This window comes from Ruegeria sp. YKSD163, assembly GCF_059612905.1.
Map to the genome: position 1 here is coordinate 72256 of NZ_JBXWRM010000015.1, position 20383 is coordinate 92638.

At 58.5% G+C, this 20383-nt stretch carries 12 protein-coding genes and 1 pseudogene; 10 read left to right on the forward strand and 3 right to left on the reverse strand.

Going from position 1 to position 20383, the window contains the following annotated elements:
- The first annotated feature begins 1 nt into the window (after position 1).
- The 10 genes from AC2FNA_RS18275 (at position 2) to AC2FNA_RS18320 (ending at position 16420) form a co-directional block, all read left to right on the forward strand.
- Positions 2-2491, forward strand: coding sequence for a S8 family peptidase (locus AC2FNA_RS18275; protein WP_350080296.1), 2490 nt, complete (start codon positions 2-4; stop codon positions 2489-2491).
- A gap of 734 nt (positions 2492-3225) precedes the next feature.
- Positions 3226-4155 carry a DUF2493 domain-containing protein gene (locus tag AC2FNA_RS18280; RefSeq protein WP_350080316.1) on the forward strand — a complete coding sequence of 310 codons (930 nt, stop codon included), beginning with the start codon at positions 3226-3228 and terminating at the stop codon, positions 4153-4155.
- Between the two features lie 132 nt (positions 4156-4287).
- Entirely contained in the window at positions 4288-5304 is a 1017-nt protein-coding gene (locus tag AC2FNA_RS18285; RefSeq protein WP_496828975.1) for a nucleotidyltransferase family protein, read from the forward strand.
- Between the two features lie 539 nt (positions 5305-5843).
- Positions 5844-6050 (forward strand): hypothetical protein, encoded by a 207-nt coding sequence (locus AC2FNA_RS18290; RefSeq protein ID WP_007120662.1) that lies wholly within the window; start codon positions 5844-5846, stop codon positions 6048-6050.
- 562 nt (positions 6051-6612) lie between these two features.
- Positions 6613-7206 (forward strand): helix-turn-helix domain-containing protein, encoded by a 594-nt coding sequence (locus AC2FNA_RS18295; RefSeq protein ID WP_415922824.1) that lies wholly within the window; start codon positions 6613-6615, stop codon positions 7204-7206.
- Complete coding sequence (locus tag AC2FNA_RS18300) at positions 7193-9526, forward strand: relaxase/mobilization nuclease domain-containing protein (protein WP_415922823.1); 2334 nt, start codon at positions 7193-7195, stop codon at positions 9524-9526. The genes AC2FNA_RS18295 and AC2FNA_RS18300 overlap by 14 nt, the downstream gene beginning before the upstream one ends.
- Positions 9527-9534: 8 nt before the next feature.
- Positions 9535-11535, forward strand: a complete 2001-nt coding sequence (locus AC2FNA_RS18305; protein WP_415922880.1) for a type IV secretory system conjugative DNA transfer family protein — start codon at positions 9535-9537, stop codon at positions 11533-11535.
- Between the two features lie 329 nt (positions 11536-11864).
- Complete coding sequence (mblB, locus tag AC2FNA_RS18310) at positions 11865-12977, forward strand: anti-phage 6A-MBL system MBL-fold protein (protein WP_415922822.1); 1113 nt, start codon at positions 11865-11867, stop codon at positions 12975-12977.
- Complete coding sequence (gene cap2-3 / locus AC2FNA_RS18315) at positions 12970-15252, forward strand: anti-phage 6A-MBL system cap2_3 protein (protein ID WP_496828978.1); 2283 nt, start codon at positions 12970-12972, stop codon at positions 15250-15252. The genes mblB and cap2-3 overlap by 8 nt, the downstream gene beginning before the upstream one ends.
- Positions 15245-16420 (forward strand): patatin-like phospholipase family protein, encoded by a 1176-nt coding sequence (locus AC2FNA_RS18320; protein WP_496828980.1) that lies wholly within the window; start codon positions 15245-15247, stop codon positions 16418-16420. The genes cap2-3 and AC2FNA_RS18320 overlap by 8 nt, the downstream gene beginning before the upstream one ends.
- 30 nt (positions 16421-16450) lie before the next feature.
- Here the strand turns inward: AC2FNA_RS18320 and AC2FNA_RS18325 are convergent, their stop codons facing one another.
- The 3 genes and pseudogenes from AC2FNA_RS18325 to AC2FNA_RS18335 all read right to left on the reverse strand — a co-directional run bounded on the left by AC2FNA_RS18325 (position 16451) and on the right by AC2FNA_RS18335 (position 20124).
- Positions 16451-17680, reverse strand: coding sequence for an MBL fold metallo-hydrolase (locus AC2FNA_RS18325; RefSeq protein WP_472734630.1), 1230 nt, complete (start codon positions 17678-17680; stop codon positions 16451-16453).
- Positions 17681-18034: 354 nt separating this feature from the next.
- Positions 18035-19054: pseudogene (locus tag AC2FNA_RS18330) on the reverse strand (IS110 family RNA-guided transposase).
- Between the two features lie 152 nt (positions 19055-19206).
- Complete coding sequence (locus AC2FNA_RS18335; RefSeq protein ID WP_415922819.1) at positions 19207-20124, reverse strand: DMT family transporter; 918 nt, start codon at positions 20122-20124, stop codon at positions 19207-19209.
- Between the last annotated feature and the right edge of the window lie 259 nt (positions 20125-20383).

The following is a 20383-nucleotide window of genomic DNA, read 5'->3' on the forward strand; positions in this document are numbered from 1 at the left end:
GATGGCATCCAAGTACTCCTTACCGCATATCAACATCGAAAGCAGACGGGAGCGCGCGGACTTCAAGTCCACCAATGAGCGTTTTCCCGGAAGCCCTCCTCCTCGGGACCGCCAGCAGCATGGCGCAATGCTCCGAGGGCAGTTCTCGCAGGCAGCAAACGACTTTGAGCAAGATCGTCCGCGCGATGAACGGGTATCTCCCGCTGCTGGTGTCTATTTGGAAGTCGAGCTTAGACCGAACGCCAGCCCGGATAGTCTGGAGAGGAAGAAAAGCCATCTGAAACCGGCTTCTGCAAAGCTGGGAGCTGCCGATACTCGGATCGTTGGCCTGTTTGTTCCTGAAGACGCAAAGCCGGTACTTGAAAGCATTCTGGCCGACTACCAGTCGGGCGAACTGACTGAAAAAGGTCAAAACCCGCCATACAAGTCATTCGTTGAACCGATTGAGGCCATCCGAAAGGCCCGTCTCGAAACCTTCTGGACAGATGATCTGGAAGCGCTGCCGCAAGACCCCAACGATACGATCTGGTGGGAGGTGTGGTGCATCAAGTCGGCAGAGAATGCTCTCGATGCTTTGGCTGAAAAGCTCGATGCACGATGCGCTCCAAAGGAACAGCGTTTGGTGTTTCCAGAACACGTGGTTGTTCCCGTTCTTGCCGCGCGCGCTACCATCGAGTTGATGCTATTTGCGCGGTTTTCAATCACAGAACTTCGACGAGCCACGGATACTCCGCATTTCTTCATTGATGACCTAAATCCTGATGAACAGTTTGAATGGACCGACGATCTTGCGGGCCGGATCGAATGGCCCGGTGCAGAGGTTCCAGCGATTTGCCTTTTGGACAGTGGCGTCAATCGTGCGCATAGTTTGATTGAACCAGCTCTTTCACCCGCAGACCTTTACAGTGTTCGTCGGGAATGGGGGGTGGACGACACCGGTCCCCGTCCTGGCCATGGAACACAAATGGCTGGGATCGCTCTGCACGGCGACCTCGTGCCGAAGCTGGCTGATAACAATCCGGTTAAACTGGCCCACAGACTTGAGAGTGTAAAAATCCTTCCGCCTCCGGGAATGGAAAAGCCCGAAGAGCGCTTCTACGGCCCAATCACGAAGTCTGCCGTCAGCCTTGCGGAAATCGGGCGACCAGAACGCCGCCGCGTTTTCTGCATGGCGGTTACCAATGAAGACATCTCAGGGACACAGCCTTCAACATGGAGCGCCGCGCTTGACCAAGAGGCTGCGGGCGTCACAATGGATGACGAAAGGGCACCCAGACGCCTTATTGTCGTTTCCGCAGGAAATGCGCCCAATCCGATCATGTTGAACGAGGTGCAACCCTCGGACACTTATCCGATAGAGGACCCGGCACAGGCTTGGAATGTCGTAACCGTTGGTGGCTACACTGACAAAATCCACATTGCCGAACCTGAATTGGCCGATCATTCGCCGCTTGCCGAAGCGGGCGACCTTAGCCCTTTCACGAGGACTTCGACGCTATGGACGACGGGGCGCAATAGGCCGATTAAACCCGACATTGTCATGGAAGCTGGAAACCGCGCTGTGGATGCTTCCCGAACCACCGTTGTCGATACAACCTCTCTTTCGGTCGCAACGTCTGGTCCCGAAGTTGACCGGCGTCCGTTGGTGCCGTTTCGTGCTACAAGCGCGGCCACAGCCGAAGCTGCGCGACTGGCGTGCCGCTTGATGGCGGCCAAGCCTGAATACTGGCCGGAGACTATCCGTGCCTTAATGGTCCACGGTGCCGAGTGGACAGACAAGATGCGGTTTGCGCTAGACCCTTTAGGGAAAACCGACGCTGCAAAGCTGTTGCGGCACTTCGGATACGGTGTGCCCACGTATGAGCGGGCAATTGCTTCAGCTGAGAACCATCTCGCTCTGGTGGCGCAGTCCGAAATCCAACCCTATGGCGCCTCGGGCTTCAAAGATTGCCACTATTACGACTTGCCCTGGCCGCGACAGGCATTTGAAGCGCTAGGGGATGAGGAGGTGAGACTGAAGATCACCTTGTCATACTTTGTTGATCCAAACCCCGGAGCGTTAGCTTCGCTCGATCCATATCGGTATCAGTCGTTCGGCTTGCGGTTCGACTTGAAACGCCGGATGGAAAGCACTGATGAATTCAAAAAGAGGGTGAATGTCGAAGAGCGAGCAGACCCACGACGCAAGCCCCCCACGCAATCGGACACCGACAATTGGCGCTTTCCTGATGGCACGCCGTCCGGATCGCTGCACTGTAACGAATGGAAAGGGCCAGCCGCGTGGCTGTTAGCGCGTAATATGCTCTGCATTAAGCCGGTCGGCGGTTGGTGGAAGAACCGCGCTGATACCGCCACACGTCAGCAAAAGACACGATATGCGTTGGTGGTGTCAGTCAAGACCGCAAGAGAAGACGTGACCTTGCACACAGATATCAACTCGATCATTTTCGGCACCGTGCCGGTTTCCCAAGATATTGAAATAGGAACATGAATTCTGTCCTGCCTCTCGTCGGCAGGACAAGACGACTGTTCGATGCGCAGAAACCACCTGAATGTCCGCTCCTGCCGAGGCCTTCCATCTGAGTTGCGCACGCATCGAATGTCGGCTTCCCACCCTCAGATCGAATGCGTGGAAAAGCAATCTGTGGAATTTGCAGCGGCGTCGCCCCTACATCAATCTTGGTCTGAGCCTTGCGGCCTCCCCAGCTCGGCTTCGCGTGTCGCAGGGGAGAACGGCCCTTCGGTCCGTCGCGCATTCGGCCATGCGGCCTCACCGCGGCGTTGCGCTTGGCGTCCCGGTTTGCCCGCCTCGCGAGCACGTCCCTCCCCAGCCGCTCCGCCGGATTGCGCTCTGGTCTGTTTTGCGCGGCAAAACGATCCCGCCGCTCCATCCGTCTCCCGCGTCCGGTCAGGCCGTTTGCCTGCTCAGGTCGGTCAAACCTACCGTCAACACACACACACATGAGTGCGGAAGCATATCCTCCGGATGGCCCCCAAATCAGCCCGCGTCAAGGATCGCAAAACTTTTCGGCGAGGGCGGTGCCCGTGGCGGGGGGCGGTCCCGTGTGTGAGGGCGCGCATGTGTCGGGTGCTGCACGCAGAAAACTTTTGCGCCCGGCAAGCCGGCGGCTGCGCCGTCCCTGACCCGGGCAGATTCGGAAACCAGGCATTCGGCCATGCCCCCACACTCACGTGGTGGTCGAACCCAATATCTGGAGAATGAATATGGCTTACGACACAGCAAACACCTACGAGACCATCGAGCTTTTCGGGCTGACCGAGAAGGATGCACAGCTGCCGATCCCGGAAGATCACATCCTGACCGACCGCATCATCCGCGAGAGCTTCGAGGCTCTGCTTGGTCAGTTGCGCGGGACCGGGCTCGAGGCGGAAATCGAACCGCTGGCCCATGGGTTGGCGACAATACTGCAGCGGCGCAAGGTGGCACTTGGCAAGGAGATTGACCGCACCGCCGACAAAATCGGCGCACTGGCAAAATCCCATGACGGATCGGAGATCGCCGAGACCGCGCTTGAAGAAGCGCAAGCGCGCTTTCTGCAGCTGCGCGAGATTGTCGGCGCCATAGAGGTGATGAGCGAGGCTGCGGCGGAATGCTACGAGATCGAGACCGGCCACGCCTTCATCCCGGCAGCCGGGTCGCGCGCAAGCGTCCGGGCGCAAGAGACCGGGGCGGTCTTCGAGGCGCGGCAGCTCCTGGAGCAGCACGACCGGGAAACCGCCGAGAAGTCGAAAGTCGAGGGTGTTCCCCTGATCGTCTCGGGCGCCACCGACTGGACTGATGTTGATGTGATCTTCAACACGCTCGACAAGGTTCGCGAGCGGATCAAGCAGAACCGCAATCAGGAAATCTTCCTCTGCCACAAGGGAGGCAAGCACGGGGCGGAGATGATCGCGGCTCGGTGGGCTCGCGCACGGGGTGTCGCACAAGCGCGTTTCGATCCGCGCTGGTCCGCGCATGGGCGGGCGGCACCGTTCAAGTGCAACGACGAGATGCTGGACTACAAGTTCGCGGCGACGGGGGTTGTGCTCTTCGGCGGCAACGGGGTCGCGCTGAACCTCGGGCAGAAGGCGGAAGCGAAAGGCCTGACGGTCATGCGGGTTGCGGACCCGGCGAAGAAGGCGTCGCAGGATTGAAGAGAGAGGGTCGCCTTCGGGCGGCCCTTTCGTCGTTTCTTATGGGTGTGGACGTTCTCCAAATCACTTTGCCTAGCAATTTCCTGTTTTGATAGGTATATGAATGCCAAGCAAAACTTGAAAATGATAGGCATGACCCCACTCAGCAGCATCGCGATGAGCGCCTATACCGACCTGGTGCGTCTTCTGAAGGACGACGCCTTGTCCGGTGTCGAAGGCAAGCCCACGCTCAAGGAGCGTGGGGATAAGGCTTATTGGTATGCCGCGCGCCGTGTCGGGACGGAGATGCGGTTCATCTATATCGGCGAAGACAGCGACGAGACGCGCGCGCGCATCGACCGGATCGAAGAGCTGCGCGCAACGGCCAAGGATCGGCAGGCGGAACGGTCGCGGCTTGTCCGGCTCTTGCGTGCGGAAGGCATGACGCCCACCGACCGGGCGACCGGTTCCATCCTGTCGGCCATGGCCGCAGCCGGAACCTTCCGTTTGGGTGGCACCATTGTCGGAACCAATGCATTTCGCCTCTATGAAGGCGAGCTTGGTATCCGTCTGCCAATTGGCGGTATGGCCAATACTGGCGACATCGACATCGCGCAGTTCGAGAAGCTCAGCGTTGCGTTGCAGGATCAGGTCGACCCGGGTCTTGCCGAGACGTTCTCAGCGCTCAAATTCGATCCTCTGCCAGCTCTTGACCAAGGTCGGACATGGCGATGGGCCCAGGGTGGCAGCGGCCAGTTGGTCGAGTTTCTCACACCGGCGTTCGGAGATGAGACCATCCGTGATCTGCCAGCCTTGGGCGTGAACGCCCAAGGATTGAACTATCTCAACTTCCTGATCGCTGAGCCGATCCACGCGGCGGCGATCTATAGATCCGGCGTTCTGGTGCAGGTGCCCCGCCCGGAGCGTTATGCGGTCCACAAACTGATCATTGCCGACCGGCGCCGCGATGGGGCAGGGAGCCTGAAATCCGCGAAGGACCGCGAGCAGGCGGCTTTCCTTATCGAAGCGATGGCCGAGGACCGGCCCGATGATCTGGCTCGGGCCTATGCCGCCGCAATGGAGGTTGGGCCGCGCTGGCGGGAACACATCGGCAACTCGCTGAAGCGAATGCCTGATACCAGGAGGATGCTCGACAGCTTGGGCGCGTGATGGCCATAACCGGGTCGCCTTCGGGCGGTCCTTTCGTCATATCTCATGGCGCGTGCGATCGGTCACACTTGATCTGCATCTCACGGCGTCCAGCACCGTCATCCCTCTACCCAGCCCGTCAGAGTTCGGCCCATCCGCATCGGTACGGGCTGGGGATGGTGCGCACCTAGCACATCGTCAGCAGCGCAAGACGCGAGGGGTCGAGACGTCGCACTTGAGGCTGAAGCCCTGCTCGACCCTCGGGTGGTGTCGCGGAACATCGCATCCACGCGGGCGGGCGTCATCAGCACCCCGGCCAGGTTCGGCAGGACGTGGACGCGGATGGTGGCGACTGCGTGATGGCACAGGTCAATCGGGTCCCTCCTTTTTGCTATGCATGTGGATCGCACGGGGTCGGCCCGTTCGTGCCCTCAGCTCACGCTTCGGCAAGCACAAATACGGCTTCCACGGCGGGGCCGCGGACCCTCCGCATTTGCGCTTGCGACCGGTCCTCTTGCCCCCGTGCTGGGTGATCCTCATCGCAATAAGGAGTAACCCAAATGACCAACCACTACGTCGCCACCGTTCCCGTCAAGTTCACCGATACCGATGGCCAGGAGCGCACCCGATTCCAACGCGTGGGCGCCATGTTCCGCAACACCCGCAACGGGGACGGCTCGGAGTTCTTCAGCCTCAAGCTCGACTTCCCGGTCGCGGTCTCGGAGCTGGTGATGTTCCCACCGAGCGCGAAAGATCCCCAGGACTAAATCCTCTGGCGAGGATGGGCCGCCCCAGGACGATCTTGGGGCGGCCCGATCCCTGTTCCAGGGATGCCGTGTCCGGCGGTCAGTTCGCCCGAAGTGACCTCCTCTTGGTGCCGGTCGCTGCGCGCGCAACGGACGATCGCCGCTCGGAATGATCCGGCCGCGACAGACCGGCCAGTCAGCCTCAAGGGGGCCATCCACAAAAACAGGCAGGCCAGGGCCTCCCGGTTTTTGCGGCAGAGATTTGGCGGAGCCAAATCTGGCCCTCCTTGACCCTGCCTGTCCGCCCTGTCGGTGGGGTTTGCGCCCGCCCGCGGTTCCGTCCGAACACGTGCGTGTTCGGCCAGGCCCTCGGGCGGTGCTGGGGAAGGGGACCCATTGGACAGGTGGTCGCCCGATGGTGAGGGTGGCAGAGCCGCGTCCCTGCGGGCCGCGGCGCGAAGCGGACACCAAGGCTGACTAAGTCTGAATGCAACGTAAGTATATAATTGACAGTAAGGTATATTATCGTAAGGTGGGGTCAGCCTTGGTGGAAGGTGGCAGGAAATAGGGGGTCTTTCTTCGCATGTCGCGCTCAAAACGTCTCACCGATGCGGACCGCATGGAGATCGTTCGCGAGGCAGCGGAAGGCGTTTCCACTTCGGTGCTTGCTGAGCGGTTTGGCGTGTCGCCGCGGGCGATCCAGTACACGCTCAAAGCTGATACCGAGCGCCAGACGGATGCCGCCATCCCGGTCTCAGCAGTCAGTGTGAAGGTCACGGCTGCGGAGCTTGAGGCGCTCGACGAGGTGCTGGCGAAGGCCGGGATCGAGAGCCGCGCCGAGGGGCTGCGGCGGCTGATCCAGGCGGCAGGCGGGGTATTCGTTCCGGACGAGCAGACGGCAGCAGAGATGGCGCGCTACCGCGCATCGCTGCATGAGGTCGGCAATGGTGTCGTGCAGATCGCCAAGCAGATGACGAAGGCCAACCAGATGGTGCAGGGGGCCGTGGGCGGCACGAGTGCCGAGTTTTCGGGACTGCGCCTCGCGCAGATGCGCGGGCTGGCCCGGTTCATTCTGGATTCCGCTGACGAGATCGACCTGCTGCTGCGCCGCCGTCGGGACGTCATGAAGCTCGAGGCCACGGCCGCCTTGAGGGAGTTTGCCCATGCGGCTGAATGATGCCGTCGATGCCGTCACGGGCGAGGTCTTCCGGGATGGCTGGAGTCGCATCCGGGGCTCAATACAGGGGCTGCATGTCGCCAAGCAGTCCCAGCTTGTGCGCGCGGCAGCAGGGCACCGGCCGGCGGTCTTCAAGGCGATCCGGGGCGGCGGCACGCATACCAAATCGCAGCTCGCAAACCAGCTTGATTATCTGACCACAAAGTCCACCCATATCGTGGACAGTAGTGGGTTCCTGGATGGCAAGGCGAAGCTCGAAGCGAAGGACATCAAGGACCTGACCGAGCGCTTTGCCAAGCGGTGGGATGCGGGCTTCAAACCCAAGCTCGGGCAGACCACCCACATGCTCATGTCCTTCCCCATCGGCACGCGGGGCGAGGATGTGCGTGACATCGCGACGGATGTGGCCGAGCGGTTCTTCCAGACCGATGAGGGGCATTTCGACTACATCATCGCGGTGCATGAAGACCGCGATCACCCGCATGCGCATCTGGTGCTGAACCGCCGCTCGCAGGAAGGCGAGTTCTTCTTTCTGGGGCGCAACCACCGCTTCAACTATGACGATTTCCGCCTCGCCATGGTCGAGGAGGCCGAAAAGTATGGCGTGCGCCTGGAGGCCACGCGCCGGGTGGATCGCGGGGTTGTACATTACCCCGCCCGGACCAGCGAGGTCTATGCGGCGAAAGAAGAGGGGCGCGCACCTCGCGAGCGTGAACGCGTGGGCACCGACCTGACGCGGACGTTGGCGGAGATCGCCAACACCAGAACTGTCTACCACTCGCTCGCCACGGAAGCTTCGCGAGAAGCCCGCGAGGATATTGCGGCGGCACTCTTCCGCGCGGGCGAGGTGCTGGCGCGCGGCGGGCAGGTGGACCGAACAGGAGATGTTTATATGGCCGAGGATCAAAGTTTCGAGGATCTGAGAAGCCTCTATGCGGAGAAGCTCGCGCGGGTGCAGGGCATGATCGCCGAAAAGCCTGACGCGGAACGTCCCGTGCTGGAAAAACGCCTCATCGAGATCCAGACGCAGGTCCAGCACATGCAGCCGCTCGGATTACGTTCGAGCACACTGTCTGAGGTGCCGTCGGCGGGCGGGGTCTACTCAGAGGCGAACATCGACACCAGTCAGCTGGACCGTCTGGCCGAGACGGACTTGCGGTCGCGCATAGACACCGCCCTGCGCGGAACCGGGATCAGCACATCGGAAGTGGTGGCCCGGATCGAGACCGGGGCCTCGAATGCGGCTCTCGAGCATCAATGGATCGCCGATGATCTCTCCAAGGTGGCCGAGACGCGCGGTCTGAATCTCGAACGCCGCGCCGATCTGGAACAGGCGCGTGACATCCTGAATGACGTGCATGTCGAACTCGGCACGCTTCTGGAACGGGAAAACGTGCTGCGCCGGGATGGCGTCGTCGAAGCCGAACCGGTCAGCGAGCGGTTCCATTATCACCGGGACGCGGTCCGGGCGATGGAAGGGACAATCAGTCTGGAAATGCGCGCGGAGGGCCTGACAGCGCGGCAGATCGAGGACCGGGACTGGGAGGTTGTCGCGCGGGCGGAGCGCCGGATCGAGGAGGAGCAGCGCGCGTATCTCGAGGCACATCCAGACCTGCTCGCCCGTCCGGACGATGTGATCGACCGGTCCGAGCCCTACCGGGAGACCATCACCGATGTGGCCCGCGCCAGCGAGATTATCCGCGAGGTCGACCGGATCATGGAGGCACGCGATGTCCGCACGCCTGTTGCAGATGCTGTCGCGGATGACTTGCGCAGGCGATATCCGGACATGCCGTCGCACCTCGCCCGCGGGCTTGGCGCGACCTACGCGGCCGTCGCCGAGATCCGCGACACGGAGGCCATCAACCAGGTCCGCCGCGAAACCGAGTTGCGCGATGGGATTGGGGTTGGCACGCGCGAGGAGACCCTCGCGACAGGGGATGAAACTGCACCGCAGTTTGACCGATCCGACCGCCTTGCAGACGAGATTGCGCGCGTCCTGGACCACGAGCGGGCGGGGGAGTTGTCCACGCCCTTTGAGGCGGAAGCCGATCGTGAGGCATTCCGCGAGGAGATCGCGCGGGTGCTGGATGACCGCCAACTTGAGCGGCTCACATCCGGCGATGCCGATGCGCTGGACAAGGTTCTCGAGGACCGCCTCGACCGGCTTTATGTCGCCAAGGTCTACCTGCAATCCGATGCCGCGACGGCCAATACGGAGGCCTTGCGCCAGGTGGTCGATGAACTCGCCGACACCGAATACGAACGGCACCGCGCGACAGACGTGGATGGCGAGACCGAGCGGGGTCAGGTCCATTGAGCGCCGCCATGGGAAAAGCGCGGATCGCCACCGGTGTGCTTCTCGTGACGCTGGTGACCGCCGCCATGGGCTATACCATCGCCTCGGCGGTGCTGACCTACCAGGATCTGGGCTTCGGGGCCGAGATCGACTTTGCTTATATCGCGCAGAACTATCTGGCGATCCTCGATCGCCGCCCCGAAGATGCCCAGCTCATCCACCTGATCATCGGCAGCTTCGCCGCCGCCGGTATGATGCTGAGCCTCGCCCTGTCGGGATCCGCGCTCACACGCTTTGGCCAGACCCATTGGCAGACTGCGCGCGAGATGAAGGCCAACGGGTTTTTCGGCGCACCCGGGACCGGGTTCGTTCTCGGCAAGCTCGGTACTCCAAAATCCCGCGCAAAATACATCTGCTCGAAAGTCTTCCCACATGCGCTGATCGTGGCCCCCACGGGTCGCGGCAAGACCACGGGCTTTGTCATTCCGAACCTGCTGACCTGGCAAGGCTCCGCCGTGACGCTCGATGTAAAGGGCGAATGCTTCGAGGCCACGGCCCGGCACCGAGCAGCCCAAGGCGACAAGGTCTATCGCTTTGCCCCCACCGATTGGGAGGGCAAGCGCACGCATCGCTACAACCCGCTTCTGCGTATCTTCGAGCTGAAAGATCCTGCGCGCCAGCAGATGGAATTGCAGCTTCTGGCGACGCTCTTCCTGCAAAGCGACAATGACCGGGTGCAGGGCCTCCTCAAAGGCGGGATCGATCTCTTCGTGGCGGCAGGCCTGTTGGCCTTCCAGCGCAAGCGTCCCACCCTGGGCGAGATTTACCGCATCGCCGCCTCGGGCGGGAACAAGCAGAAGGAGTATTTTGCGCGCGGCCACGAGGTCGACAACCGGGCGGCCAAGCTGATCTTCACGCGGCTCGCGTCGACCAACAACGACACGCTGACCTCTTACGTCTCGCTTCTGATGACCTCGGGACTGGATCAATGGCAGAACCCGGCGATCGATGAGGCGACAGCGGTCTCGGACTTTGATTTCCGCACGATCCGCAAGAAGCCGTTTTCGGTTTATCTCGTGGTCCAGCCGCTAATGGTGAAACCCCTCGCGCCGCTGATCCGGCTCTTCTTTTCTGATCTCCTCTCCGCCATGCAAGAAAAGGACCCCGGGCCAGACGAGCCGTGGCCCGTGATGATCATGCTCGACGAGTTCAATCGCTTGGGCAAAATGCCCATCGTGGTCGAAAGCATCGAGACCTTACGCACCTATCGTGGCCACCTGGCCGTGGTCACCCAAACCATCCCCGCCCTCGATGAAATCTATGGCGAGAACACACGCCGCGCCCTGCAGGGCAACGCCGGCGTGAAGCTCTACCTGACGCCCTCGGATGAGAAGACCGTCGAGGAGCTGAGCAAGGCGGTCGGGAAGACCACCAAAACCGTGGTCACGCGGTCGCAATCCATCGGCAAAAACCCCTTCGAGGGCCGAAGCCAATCCACACGGACCGAAGAGAGCTCTCTGCTCCCCGAAGACGAGGCGCGCCGCCTGCCGCTCGACGAAATCGTCATGGTCATCGACGCGCAAATGCCGGTCCGGGCAAAGCGGATCCAGTATTTTGACGACCGGCTGTTCAAAGCGATCCACGCGGCGCAGACGGGGGAGTTGCCGTTTCCGGAGCCGGGGGGAGGGGGACCGCAAGGCACGCTGCCGCTGAGCATGCGCGCCATGCCAATGACACCGCCTTCGAATGGGTCAGGTGGACATGAGGCCATTGTAGAGGTCGCACGCCAGGCTGCTGGTAGTCAAACGTCAGGGCAAACCGACTTCACCCCAAAAAAGACCGCGCCTGTCGTTCAAGCCGTTATCGCCGAGGAACAACGCCAGATGGAGATGGATTTTGGGGGACAGCCTGCGGATGCCGAGACAGTGGGGGTGGATGATGAGGCGCAGATGCGCTCTGCAGTCGATGGCTTGAGCGACATGGAAGTGATGCTGCAAGAGGAGGGTGGCAAAAAGCCAATTCATCGGTAGGGCGGTGGGCATGGTCTGACGGCCATAGAGGGCGGGAAGCGGAAGTTCGCTGCGCCCCAGTCGAAAGCCTCCTGTCCTCGTGAAAGCAGCCGTTTGTTTGAATGTCGAAATCAACCGCACTCAGCCTGGACGTTCAGCTCGACCAACCCTGAGACTTTTCGATTGCCCGAGAAAATAGCCAAGAAAACCACTCTTATCTCGATACCATATCTTGTACGGCGTTGCCCCAATTCCAATATGGGTGGTAAACTTAGATCAGCCGTGGCATCGGCCAATGGTCGTGCTCATGGACAATCACGAGGTATACAGTGTTTGATAAACCCCAAGTCATGTTCTGGCCCGTCGGCACGGGAGACAGCACAACCATCGTCGTGCAGGATGGCATCGTTCTGCAGGTTGACCTGCGAGACCTTCATAGCGGTGACGAGGCAGACGATGATCACGCTGCCCTGGTTGACGAGCTCGTTGAGTACCTTCCTAAAGTGAACGGAAAACCATACCTTTCGACGTTTGCACTGACACACCCTGACAAAGATCACATTCAGGGCTTTGAAGATTTGCTTGATCGCGTCACGATTGGCGAGATCTGGTTTACACCACGCGTCTTTATCGAGAACGATCAGGATTTGTGCGATGATGCCGTAGCCTTCAAAGAAGAAGCCGAGCGCCGCGTTCAGGAAACGATCAACTCGGGCGGCGACGTTGGCGCAGGTGATCGCGTCAGGCTCATCGGATACGATGCCCTTCTCAAAGAAGATGACTTCGTCGGCTTCCCCGAAGATCGACTGACTGTTCCTGGCAACTCGATAACGGAAATTGACGGCGTCGATTACGAGGGAGACTTCAACGCGTTCATCCATGCACCGTTCGCGGAAGAAACTGATGGTGACCGCAACAACACAAGCCTTTGCATGCAGGTTGTACTGGGTGATGACCCTTCCAAAGGGGGCGTTCTCCTGTTTGGCGATATTGCCTATCCGCGTCTGCGCAAGATCATCGACACGACGAAGAAGGCAGGCAACGAGGAATACCTGGCCTGGAAAGTGTTCCTTGCACCGCATCACTGCAGCAAGTCGGCCATGTACCAGAAAGAAGGCGACAAAGAAGTTCTCAAGCAGGATATTCTTGATGATCTGGCCGAGTATCAGGTTGATGGCGGCGTGATCATCGCCAGCAGCGAAAAAGTTCCCTCACAGAATGCATCTGGCGATAATCCACCGCACGCAAAAGCGAAGAAACGCTACGAAGAAGTCGCTGATGGAGGCTTCCTCTGCACCCACGAGGATGGAGAAGACGGAGAGCCTCTTGTCTTTGATGTTTCCGACGGCGCGCTAGACGCTCCAGAAGTTGCTCAAGCGGCCGCTGCAAGTAAACTTGCCGACGCGGTTGATGATGCGCGCGGATCAGACAGCCCGCCCTCGGAACAGGTCGGGTATGGCTGATTTCACGACGAGGGGGCAACAACTTGCACTCGACCAGCTCCAAGACATCGCAGCAGCTAGCGATGATACGATTGAAATCGTTGACGTAAAACCACCTGCCAGCGAAGGCCTTTCTCTTGTTATTCGCGTGTCCATCGATACGCGCGGATACACTTATGAAGATGGCGGCTTTGACTATAGAAGGCGCGAGCCGCTGAACATTCACGTGTCGCCGCATTTTCCAGTGGAACCGCCTCGGGTCTACTTCGCGCATAAGCGCTTTTTGGGGCGCGCCCATGTGCAGTGGGGGGACTACCTCTGTTTGTACCAGGCAACCGATGTCGAATGGGCATCGCAGGATGGAATGTTTGGCCTGATCAAACGTCTGGACGATTGGCTGCGTGATGCGGCGCGCAATCAGCTTGACCCGGAGGATGCCCCTCTTCACCCGCCAGTTGAATACGCTTCCTCTGACATCAAACTCGCGGTCGAGATCGATGCCCCAGAGATTGAAGATGGAAAATCCTTTTGGCTTGGGACAGGAAAACTTACCAGACGGAATGACCATTGCTTTGATGTTTCAGAATGGTCCGAGACGCCGAGTTCGCTGCCGAAGGATGAAAAATTTGCCGCAGTCGTGCTGCTCAATCAGGCTATGCCGATGGAGTACCCTGACACAATCAGCAAACTTATCACGACGTTGGAAGAACGTGGCGTTCCCTTCGACTTGCTGTTCTCAATCCTGAAAATATTTGCCCTGTGCCAACCTGATAAAGAACCGCTCTACTTTATTCTTGGGGCGCCCATGAGGCGAAGAGCGGCGGATGAGCCCTTACGACAGCACCTCAGCGCCTGGAAGATGGATGCGGAGCATGTCAAAGCTCTCCAGGACATAATTCTGGAAGAGAATACCGAGGCAACGCTGGAAGCCTGGAAGGTCGTTCTTGAGTGGGCAACCGAGGCCAAGACCGAATGGTGCCGCGTCTACGATAACCGTCCCGAGGTTACCTATCGTCGTGACCAGGGCACCAACGCCAGCTGGTTTCTTGGCAAGAAGATTGCGCTGCTGGGTTGTGGCGCGCTCGGCTCTCATATCGGTGAATACCTGGCGCGCGCTGGAGCCGAAAAAATTCGCCTGGTTGATTATTCAGCCGTCAATGCTGGCATCCTAGTTCGCCAGCAATTCAAGCACTATCAGGTTGGCTACACCAAGGAGAGTGCTCTCACTAGAGAGTTAGAAAGAGTTAATCCAAAGGCTGATTTCGATTTTCTCAAGGCTGATCTCACAAAAGGTTGGCCAGAGGCACTCGATATAAAAGACTTCGATCTTGTCATTGATGCGACGGCGTCAAGACGGGTTGCCACCGCCTTGCAGCTTGATCTGACAAAGCACAATGATGTGCCGCCGATGCTACGATGCGCCATCAGCGCAAACGCATCAAAAGGTATTGCCACCTTGAACATGCCGGGTTCGGCCTGTGGCCCTGCCGACTTATTGCGCCGCACCAAAGTCGCCGCAATGTCTGATACCGCTTTGGCAGATTTCGCCGAAGCGTTTTGGCCGGCCGATCAGCACGAGCGCGGGTTCCAGCCCGAACCAGGTTGCTCCGAGCCTACCTTCGTGGGATCAGCTGCGGATATCGCCTTTTTCGCATCCTCCTTCTTCAACTTTGCAGCATCGGCCTTGAGGAAGGGTGGTGACTCACAGGCTACGGCTTTTTTTGTCAGCGCCTCACATGATGACGGCTCAAGGTCCTCGCATGTTGTCTCGCTTTGTCAGCCCAGTATCCACGTCGAGGCCCATCATGGATACCGCGTCCATCTCTCTCATCGCGCGCAATCAGCAATAGACAGTGAGATCAAGTCGAATGCCCGCACGGGCAGCGCTAAGGATGAAACTGGGGGTATCCTCCTTGGCGAAATTGATGATGCACTCGGAATAATCTCGATTGATGTGGCGACAGGACCGCCGCCAGACAGCAAGAAGTCTCCCGAGCTGTTTGAATGCGGCATCGAAGGCACGCACGCGCTCTGCGCGTTCCACGCAAAAGAAAGCGGCAACTCAACGAAGTTCGTTGGTGTCTGGCATACCCATCCTGTTTCCATGCCAAGGCCAAGCATGGTCGATCTTCGCGCCATGGCGCAGATACTCCATCTGCAGGAAAAGACGCCGCGCCACGTTGTGATGCTTATTGTTGGTCATGCAGCCACGCGCCCGACCTGGCGCTTTCATCTGTTCAGGCGCAATGAATTTCAAGTTGTTACCCTTGCCGCTAGGGAGAGTGTCGATGAGTAGCAAGTCTTTCAAATTCGGACTTGCGCTATCAGGCGGTGGCTCGCGAGCGGCAGCATTTCATCTTGGATGTATGAGGGCCTTGAATGATCGCGGCATTCTCGATCAGGTCCGAACGCTTTCCACTGTATCGGGCGGAAGTGTGATCGGCGCGCTTTGGGCATACTCGGACGATAGTTTCGAAGAGTTTGATCAACGCATGCAAAAGCTTCTGCGCAAAGGACTGAAAAAGGGGATCATCCGATACACCCTCTTTTCAGGTGAAGCGCCGAAGATCGTTGGAACGATCTTCACATCAGGAGTTCTGGCAGCGCTATGCTCATCAGCAAGGCTGCTAATTTCTGCACTTGGGCTTGTCGGTATCAAGCATCCGAGCCTAGCTTCGTTGAAGCTACGTCTTCTAGCACCGCTTCCCAGATTTGCGAGCAGAACGACAGCCTTTGCACGATTTCTCGATGATGAGTATTTCAAAGGAACCCTCCTCAAGGGGATCAAACGCAAGAAACTTCAAATCATTATCAACGCGTCAGAGCTCCGAACCCAATCGGCATTTCGCTATGGCTCGATGGAATCTGGATGCTGGAGATTTGGAACGCTTGCCGAAGACACGTTAGTCGCAAAAGCTGTTGCCGCCAGCGCATCGTTTCCAGCCATCCTTCCCGCTTTGGACGAACAGCAGCGTTACATAAAGCGCGGTGAGACTGCCACGCATCGAACAATCGTCAGTGATGGCGGTGTCTATGATAACCTCGGGACGAGTTGCCTTATCCCCAAGCGCGATAGCAGTTTTAGTACAAATGTGACCGAGACTGACTTCATTATTGCGTGCGTTGCAGGTCAGGGCATTCCCGATGGTTCCTCTCTACCATATTTCTGGCCTTCTCGAATGATTGATACGGTCAACACAATTCATCGTCGAACTCATTCAATGACGTTCGATCTTCTACACCGTCTTAAGGCAAGCGGTGAGATCAAGGGCTTTCTCTTACCGTACCTTGGGCAGAACGATGCCGCACTGCCATGTCCGCCCCCTGATCTAGTGGCGCGCGACAAGACTTTTGATTATCCAACCGATTTCGATCCGATGACGCAGGAAGATTTGGAACTGATCTCAAAGCGCGGTGAACAGCTCACTAGAAATCTGATCGAGACTTACCATCCTGAACTCTAAAAGATCGATTGGCGCATAGTTTGCATAGTCTTATTTTCGCTGGAGTTCAAAATGGGCCCAAAACCTCTGCACTTTATCGACTTGCACAGGTCGAAATGGCCAGAGATCACGCAAGACATCTGCATGCGGATGTCCGAAACCGCGATGCCCGGGATCTGAGCTAAAGATACTCAGCCGAGGTTCGATCATGGATGCAAGACCGGTGAACCAATTGTTCTTGGAGCCGTGGTGGGGCACTTGAAACACTGTCGGCTGGAAAGACCTTTTCTGCCCGAAATATTCGGCCAACGATTGCCATTGACGGTCCGTACTTAGATTGCCATCACCTGTATAAATAGCAGAGCCGTCAAATTGCTCCTCGTACCACGGCCAGTCGGCTCGCCAATGGCCGATGGGACCTCCATATAGGAATAGGCTAAGATCGTTGAGCTGAGACTTCGGGAATATCCGCACATAATGTTTCTTCAGATCGCGCAGCGCGTCCTCACGATCATGATCGGAGCTGTTTAGAAGGGCATCGCGCAAATCATTCACACGCTCGACAAACCTTGCCTCGTTCTTTGGCCTGCTCGTTGGGTCATTGTAGGGCACGAATTCCCAAATTCTTGGGATGAACGCCGTGCTACCCGGATACATCATCAGCATCTGGCAACGATGCCGTGCGCCGGAAAGATATAACATCCATTCGGCCATCCCATCTTGGTCGTCTATCTCCAGGCGGACCTCTGCTTCGGCTTCGATCTTCAACGGCAGATCGCCATCAGGGTCGAAGTCAGGCTCACCGTCTCCGTCAGGATCAGCTGGTCCGTCACCATCCGAAAACGGCACAAAGACTATTTGCTGGAACCCATCACCGGCTTGATCGACTAAGTACTGAGCCGGGTCTGTATAGAACGCAAATTCAGGATCGCTGGGATCGAGCCCCTGTGCGTATCCGATGACAAGCCGATGCCAAAGCGGTGCCCAAGGCAGCATAAGGGTGTGCGTGCCAACATCATTGAGCAGCTGCACCATTCCACTGATGTGGTCTGCATCAAAATGAGAAATCACAACAAGATCTAGCCGGCGTCCATTTGCACGCCTCTGGAACCTACGAAGAGCGTTCCTTACGAGCCGCTGCGACGAGGATGTGCCGCAATCATAGACCCATTGAAAATCTGGCTTAGAAGAGTGTCGGAAGGGCGAGCCAAGGGTAAGTCGCCCTGCGGAGAATAGTCCCTGGCCTACTGGGTGAAAACGATACTCGACGTGCATGCGCATCAATCACCTGTCTCTATTTGCTTTGAAACTAAACTGGCAAGGTCTTCGACAGATCGCAATTGATTAGATGATGCCGAAATGCTCCGCAAAGCTTTTCAATGACCTGTGTGGATGGCTCCTGCATAGCAAGACATTTTTTGAGCTGATATGAGCGTCTGTCAGATGCTGTCGTGTGTCCGGCCTGTTTTCGCAGCGCACACGGCTGCTGGCCCTGATGGTTTCCGCTGACCGAGTCCCAAACCGCTTCGCGGACAACGATGTGTCCCTGACATTCGACGGGGTGTCTTGGTTGGCGGGCTGACATTGCTCCATCATCTCAATGGTCTTGCGTCTCTGGTGTTCTTTGGTTGGCGTTTATGCTGTGTGAGGCTGATACCTTTCGTTGCGGGTCAAGACCGCCCAGATGATGCGGGCCGTTTTGTTGGCCATGGCGACGGTGGCAACGCGCGGAGATTTTCGTTCTCGCAACGACATCGTCTACGGGTCGACGCGGTCAGGATTGACCTTCATCTGGTTCAGTCGAGCGGTCATGCCAGTGACCAGAAGTCGCCTGAGGTATCGATCTCCCATCTTGGAGATGCGCCCGAGGCGTTCTTTGCCGCCGCTGGATCGGTTGATGGGCGTCAGCCCTAGCCAGGCAGCGAACTCTCGTCCATTGCGGAACTGGTGCCCGTCACCAGCGGTCGCAACGATCGCCGAGGCAGTGACCGGGCCTACACCGGGAATGGTTCTCAGCAGCATAACCTTGGGGTCTCGCCGCCCCTCAAGCAGGATGCGTTTATCGTACCAAAGGATACGCAAATGCAGAGCGACCATCTGGTTGCATAGGTTTGTCAGGACCTCAATGGCGACTTCAGGAATGCTCGGACGATCTCCGTCCAGTACCGCCTTTGCAAACTTCACGGCCCTGCCGATACCTTGAGCAATCACGATGCCGAACTCACCAAGCAGGCCACGCAGCATGTTGCTGAGCTGGGTTCGTTGCCGCACAACCATGTCACGGGCACGGTGAAGGAACAAAACGCCTTGCTGCTCCTCAGTTTTGACCGCCACGAAACGCATCGTAGGGCGCGTGACCGCTTCACAGATCGCCTCTGCATCAATTGCGTCGGACTTGCCGCGTTTGACATAGGCCTTCACGTACATTGCTGGCATCAGACGGACTTCATGGCCAAGCTTCTGGAACTGCCGCGCCCAGTGGTGGCTCGATCCACAGGCTTCCATACCAATAAGGCACGGCTCAAGGTTCTTGAAGAAGTCCAACAGCTGTGCCCGCCTGAGCGACTTGTTGAACACAACGGTTCCGTGCGCTGTAATCCCGTGCACCTGAAAAATGTTCTTGGCCAGATCTAGGCCGACTGTTGTAACCTGCATTGGGTGGCTCCTTTCATAGCAGTCGATAACAACTGCACTATGGCGCATTGCGACGCCGGGGGAGCAGGAGCCATCCACCCCATCCGCTATGGTTCGCTGCATGTGCGAAATCTATGGCAAAACCGAAGGCCCGGTATGGGCCGGTTGCGGTTCTAAGGAGCCGTGATTGGCGGTGGTTTCCTTCGCTTGCCCGAAAGCGCATTGCCCACAATGGCCGCGAGCAGAACAGCACCTCCGATCAGAGTGTTCGCAGTCGCGGTTTCCCCCAGAAACAGCCAGACCCAGAGTGGTCCGAGTAGCACTTCGGCTAAGGACAACAGGGCGAGTTCTGCCGCGGGGAGGCTGCGCGAGCCCAGTGTGTAGAGGATCAGCCCTGCGCCGACCTGGAATATCCCCATGCCCATTGCAATGCCGCCATCACTGGGGCTCAGCACGAAGGAGAGCCCGAGGCCCAAGCATATGGCCGAAGTAATGACGATCGCGAAGAGGCCAGACAGGAACACCGCTGGCAGCATTTCTCCTGTGCGCCCCCATCGCAGCGCCACGGTGAAGACAGCAAAACCGAAGGCTGATCCAAGCGCGGCGAGGCTGCCCTTTAGGGCGACGCCTCCGGACTTGTCCGCGACCATGATCCCGATCCCGCCGATAGCGACGGCGATCGCTATCCAGGTTGCCGCGCGGACGGGCTCCCGCAACACGATCCATCCAAGCACTGCTGCCATAAATGGTGCGGTTGCAAACAGAAGCATGGCATTTGCGACCGAAGTGTTCTGGATCGCATAGACCCCGCCCGAATAGGCCGCGACGAGCGACAGCCCTGCGACAACAGCCGGAAAGCCTGTGCGGCGGATCTGCGCAAAGGGGCTTTCGCCAGACCGCACGCGGATAAGCACGTAGAGAAACAGCGACAGGCTGATCGACCGATAGAGCAGTATCTGCCACACGACGGCGTCTTCGATCAGGCGAATACCGAGGCCGACCGTCGACCACAGCACACCCGCCGCAAATACGAAGAGCACACCGTTCTTGTGGGCATCGGCAGTTGAAGGGGCTGTGGTGATTGATGTCATGTCCGGCCGATTAAAGATGTCACTTTCTTCAGCTTAGCCTCAGGGCCGGGGTGCCGATCATTCATTTGCGACATTGTCGATGGTTGCCGCACAATGCTGCACTGGACCAAAATCGCCAGTGATTTCCGATTGGCTCAAATGGCTGCGTATTATCAACGCACGTTTTTTCATTGGCGATAGCCGAATTGGGCTGTCAAAGGCGTCGGTCGCTATCGTCATCGCCCCAAAATTTCTATAGCATTCGTATGAGTTTACCGAC

Coding starts and splice junctions, on each gene's coding strand:
- AC2FNA_RS18320 (WP_496828980.1), top strand. CDS start 15,245: ATGAGTAGCAAGTCTTTCAAATTCGGACTTGCGCTATCAGGCGGTGGC.
- AC2FNA_RS18335 (WP_415922819.1), bottom strand. CDS start 20,124: ATGACATCAATCACCACAGCCCCTTCAACTGCCGATGCCCACAAGAAC.
- AC2FNA_RS18295 (WP_415922824.1), top strand. CDS start 6,613: ATGTCGCGCTCAAAACGTCTCACCGATGCGGACCGCATGGAGATCGTT.
- AC2FNA_RS18325 (WP_472734630.1), bottom strand. CDS start 17,680: ATGCGCATGCACGTCGAGTATCGTTTTCACCCAGTAGGCCAGGGACTA.
- AC2FNA_RS18290 (WP_007120662.1), top strand. CDS start 5,844: ATGACCAACCACTACGTCGCCACCGTTCCCGTCAAGTTCACCGATACC.
- cap2-3 (WP_496828978.1), top strand. CDS start 12,970: ATGGCTGATTTCACGACGAGGGGGCAACAACTTGCACTCGACCAGCTC.
- AC2FNA_RS18275 (WP_350080296.1), top strand. CDS start 2: ATGGCATCCAAGTACTCCTTACCGCATATCAACATCGAAAGCAGACGG.
- AC2FNA_RS18305 (WP_415922880.1), top strand. CDS start 9,535: ATGGGAAAAGCGCGGATCGCCACCGGTGTGCTTCTCGTGACGCTGGTG.
- AC2FNA_RS18280 (WP_350080316.1), top strand. CDS start 3,226: ATGGCTTACGACACAGCAAACACCTACGAGACCATCGAGCTTTTCGGG.
- mblB (WP_415922822.1), top strand. CDS start 11,865: ATGTTCTGGCCCGTCGGCACGGGAGACAGCACAACCATCGTCGTGCAG.
- AC2FNA_RS18285 (WP_496828975.1), top strand. CDS start 4,288: ATGACCCCACTCAGCAGCATCGCGATGAGCGCCTATACCGACCTGGTG.
- AC2FNA_RS18300 (WP_415922823.1), top strand. CDS start 7,193: ATGCGGCTGAATGATGCCGTCGATGCCGTCACGGGCGAGGTCTTCCGG.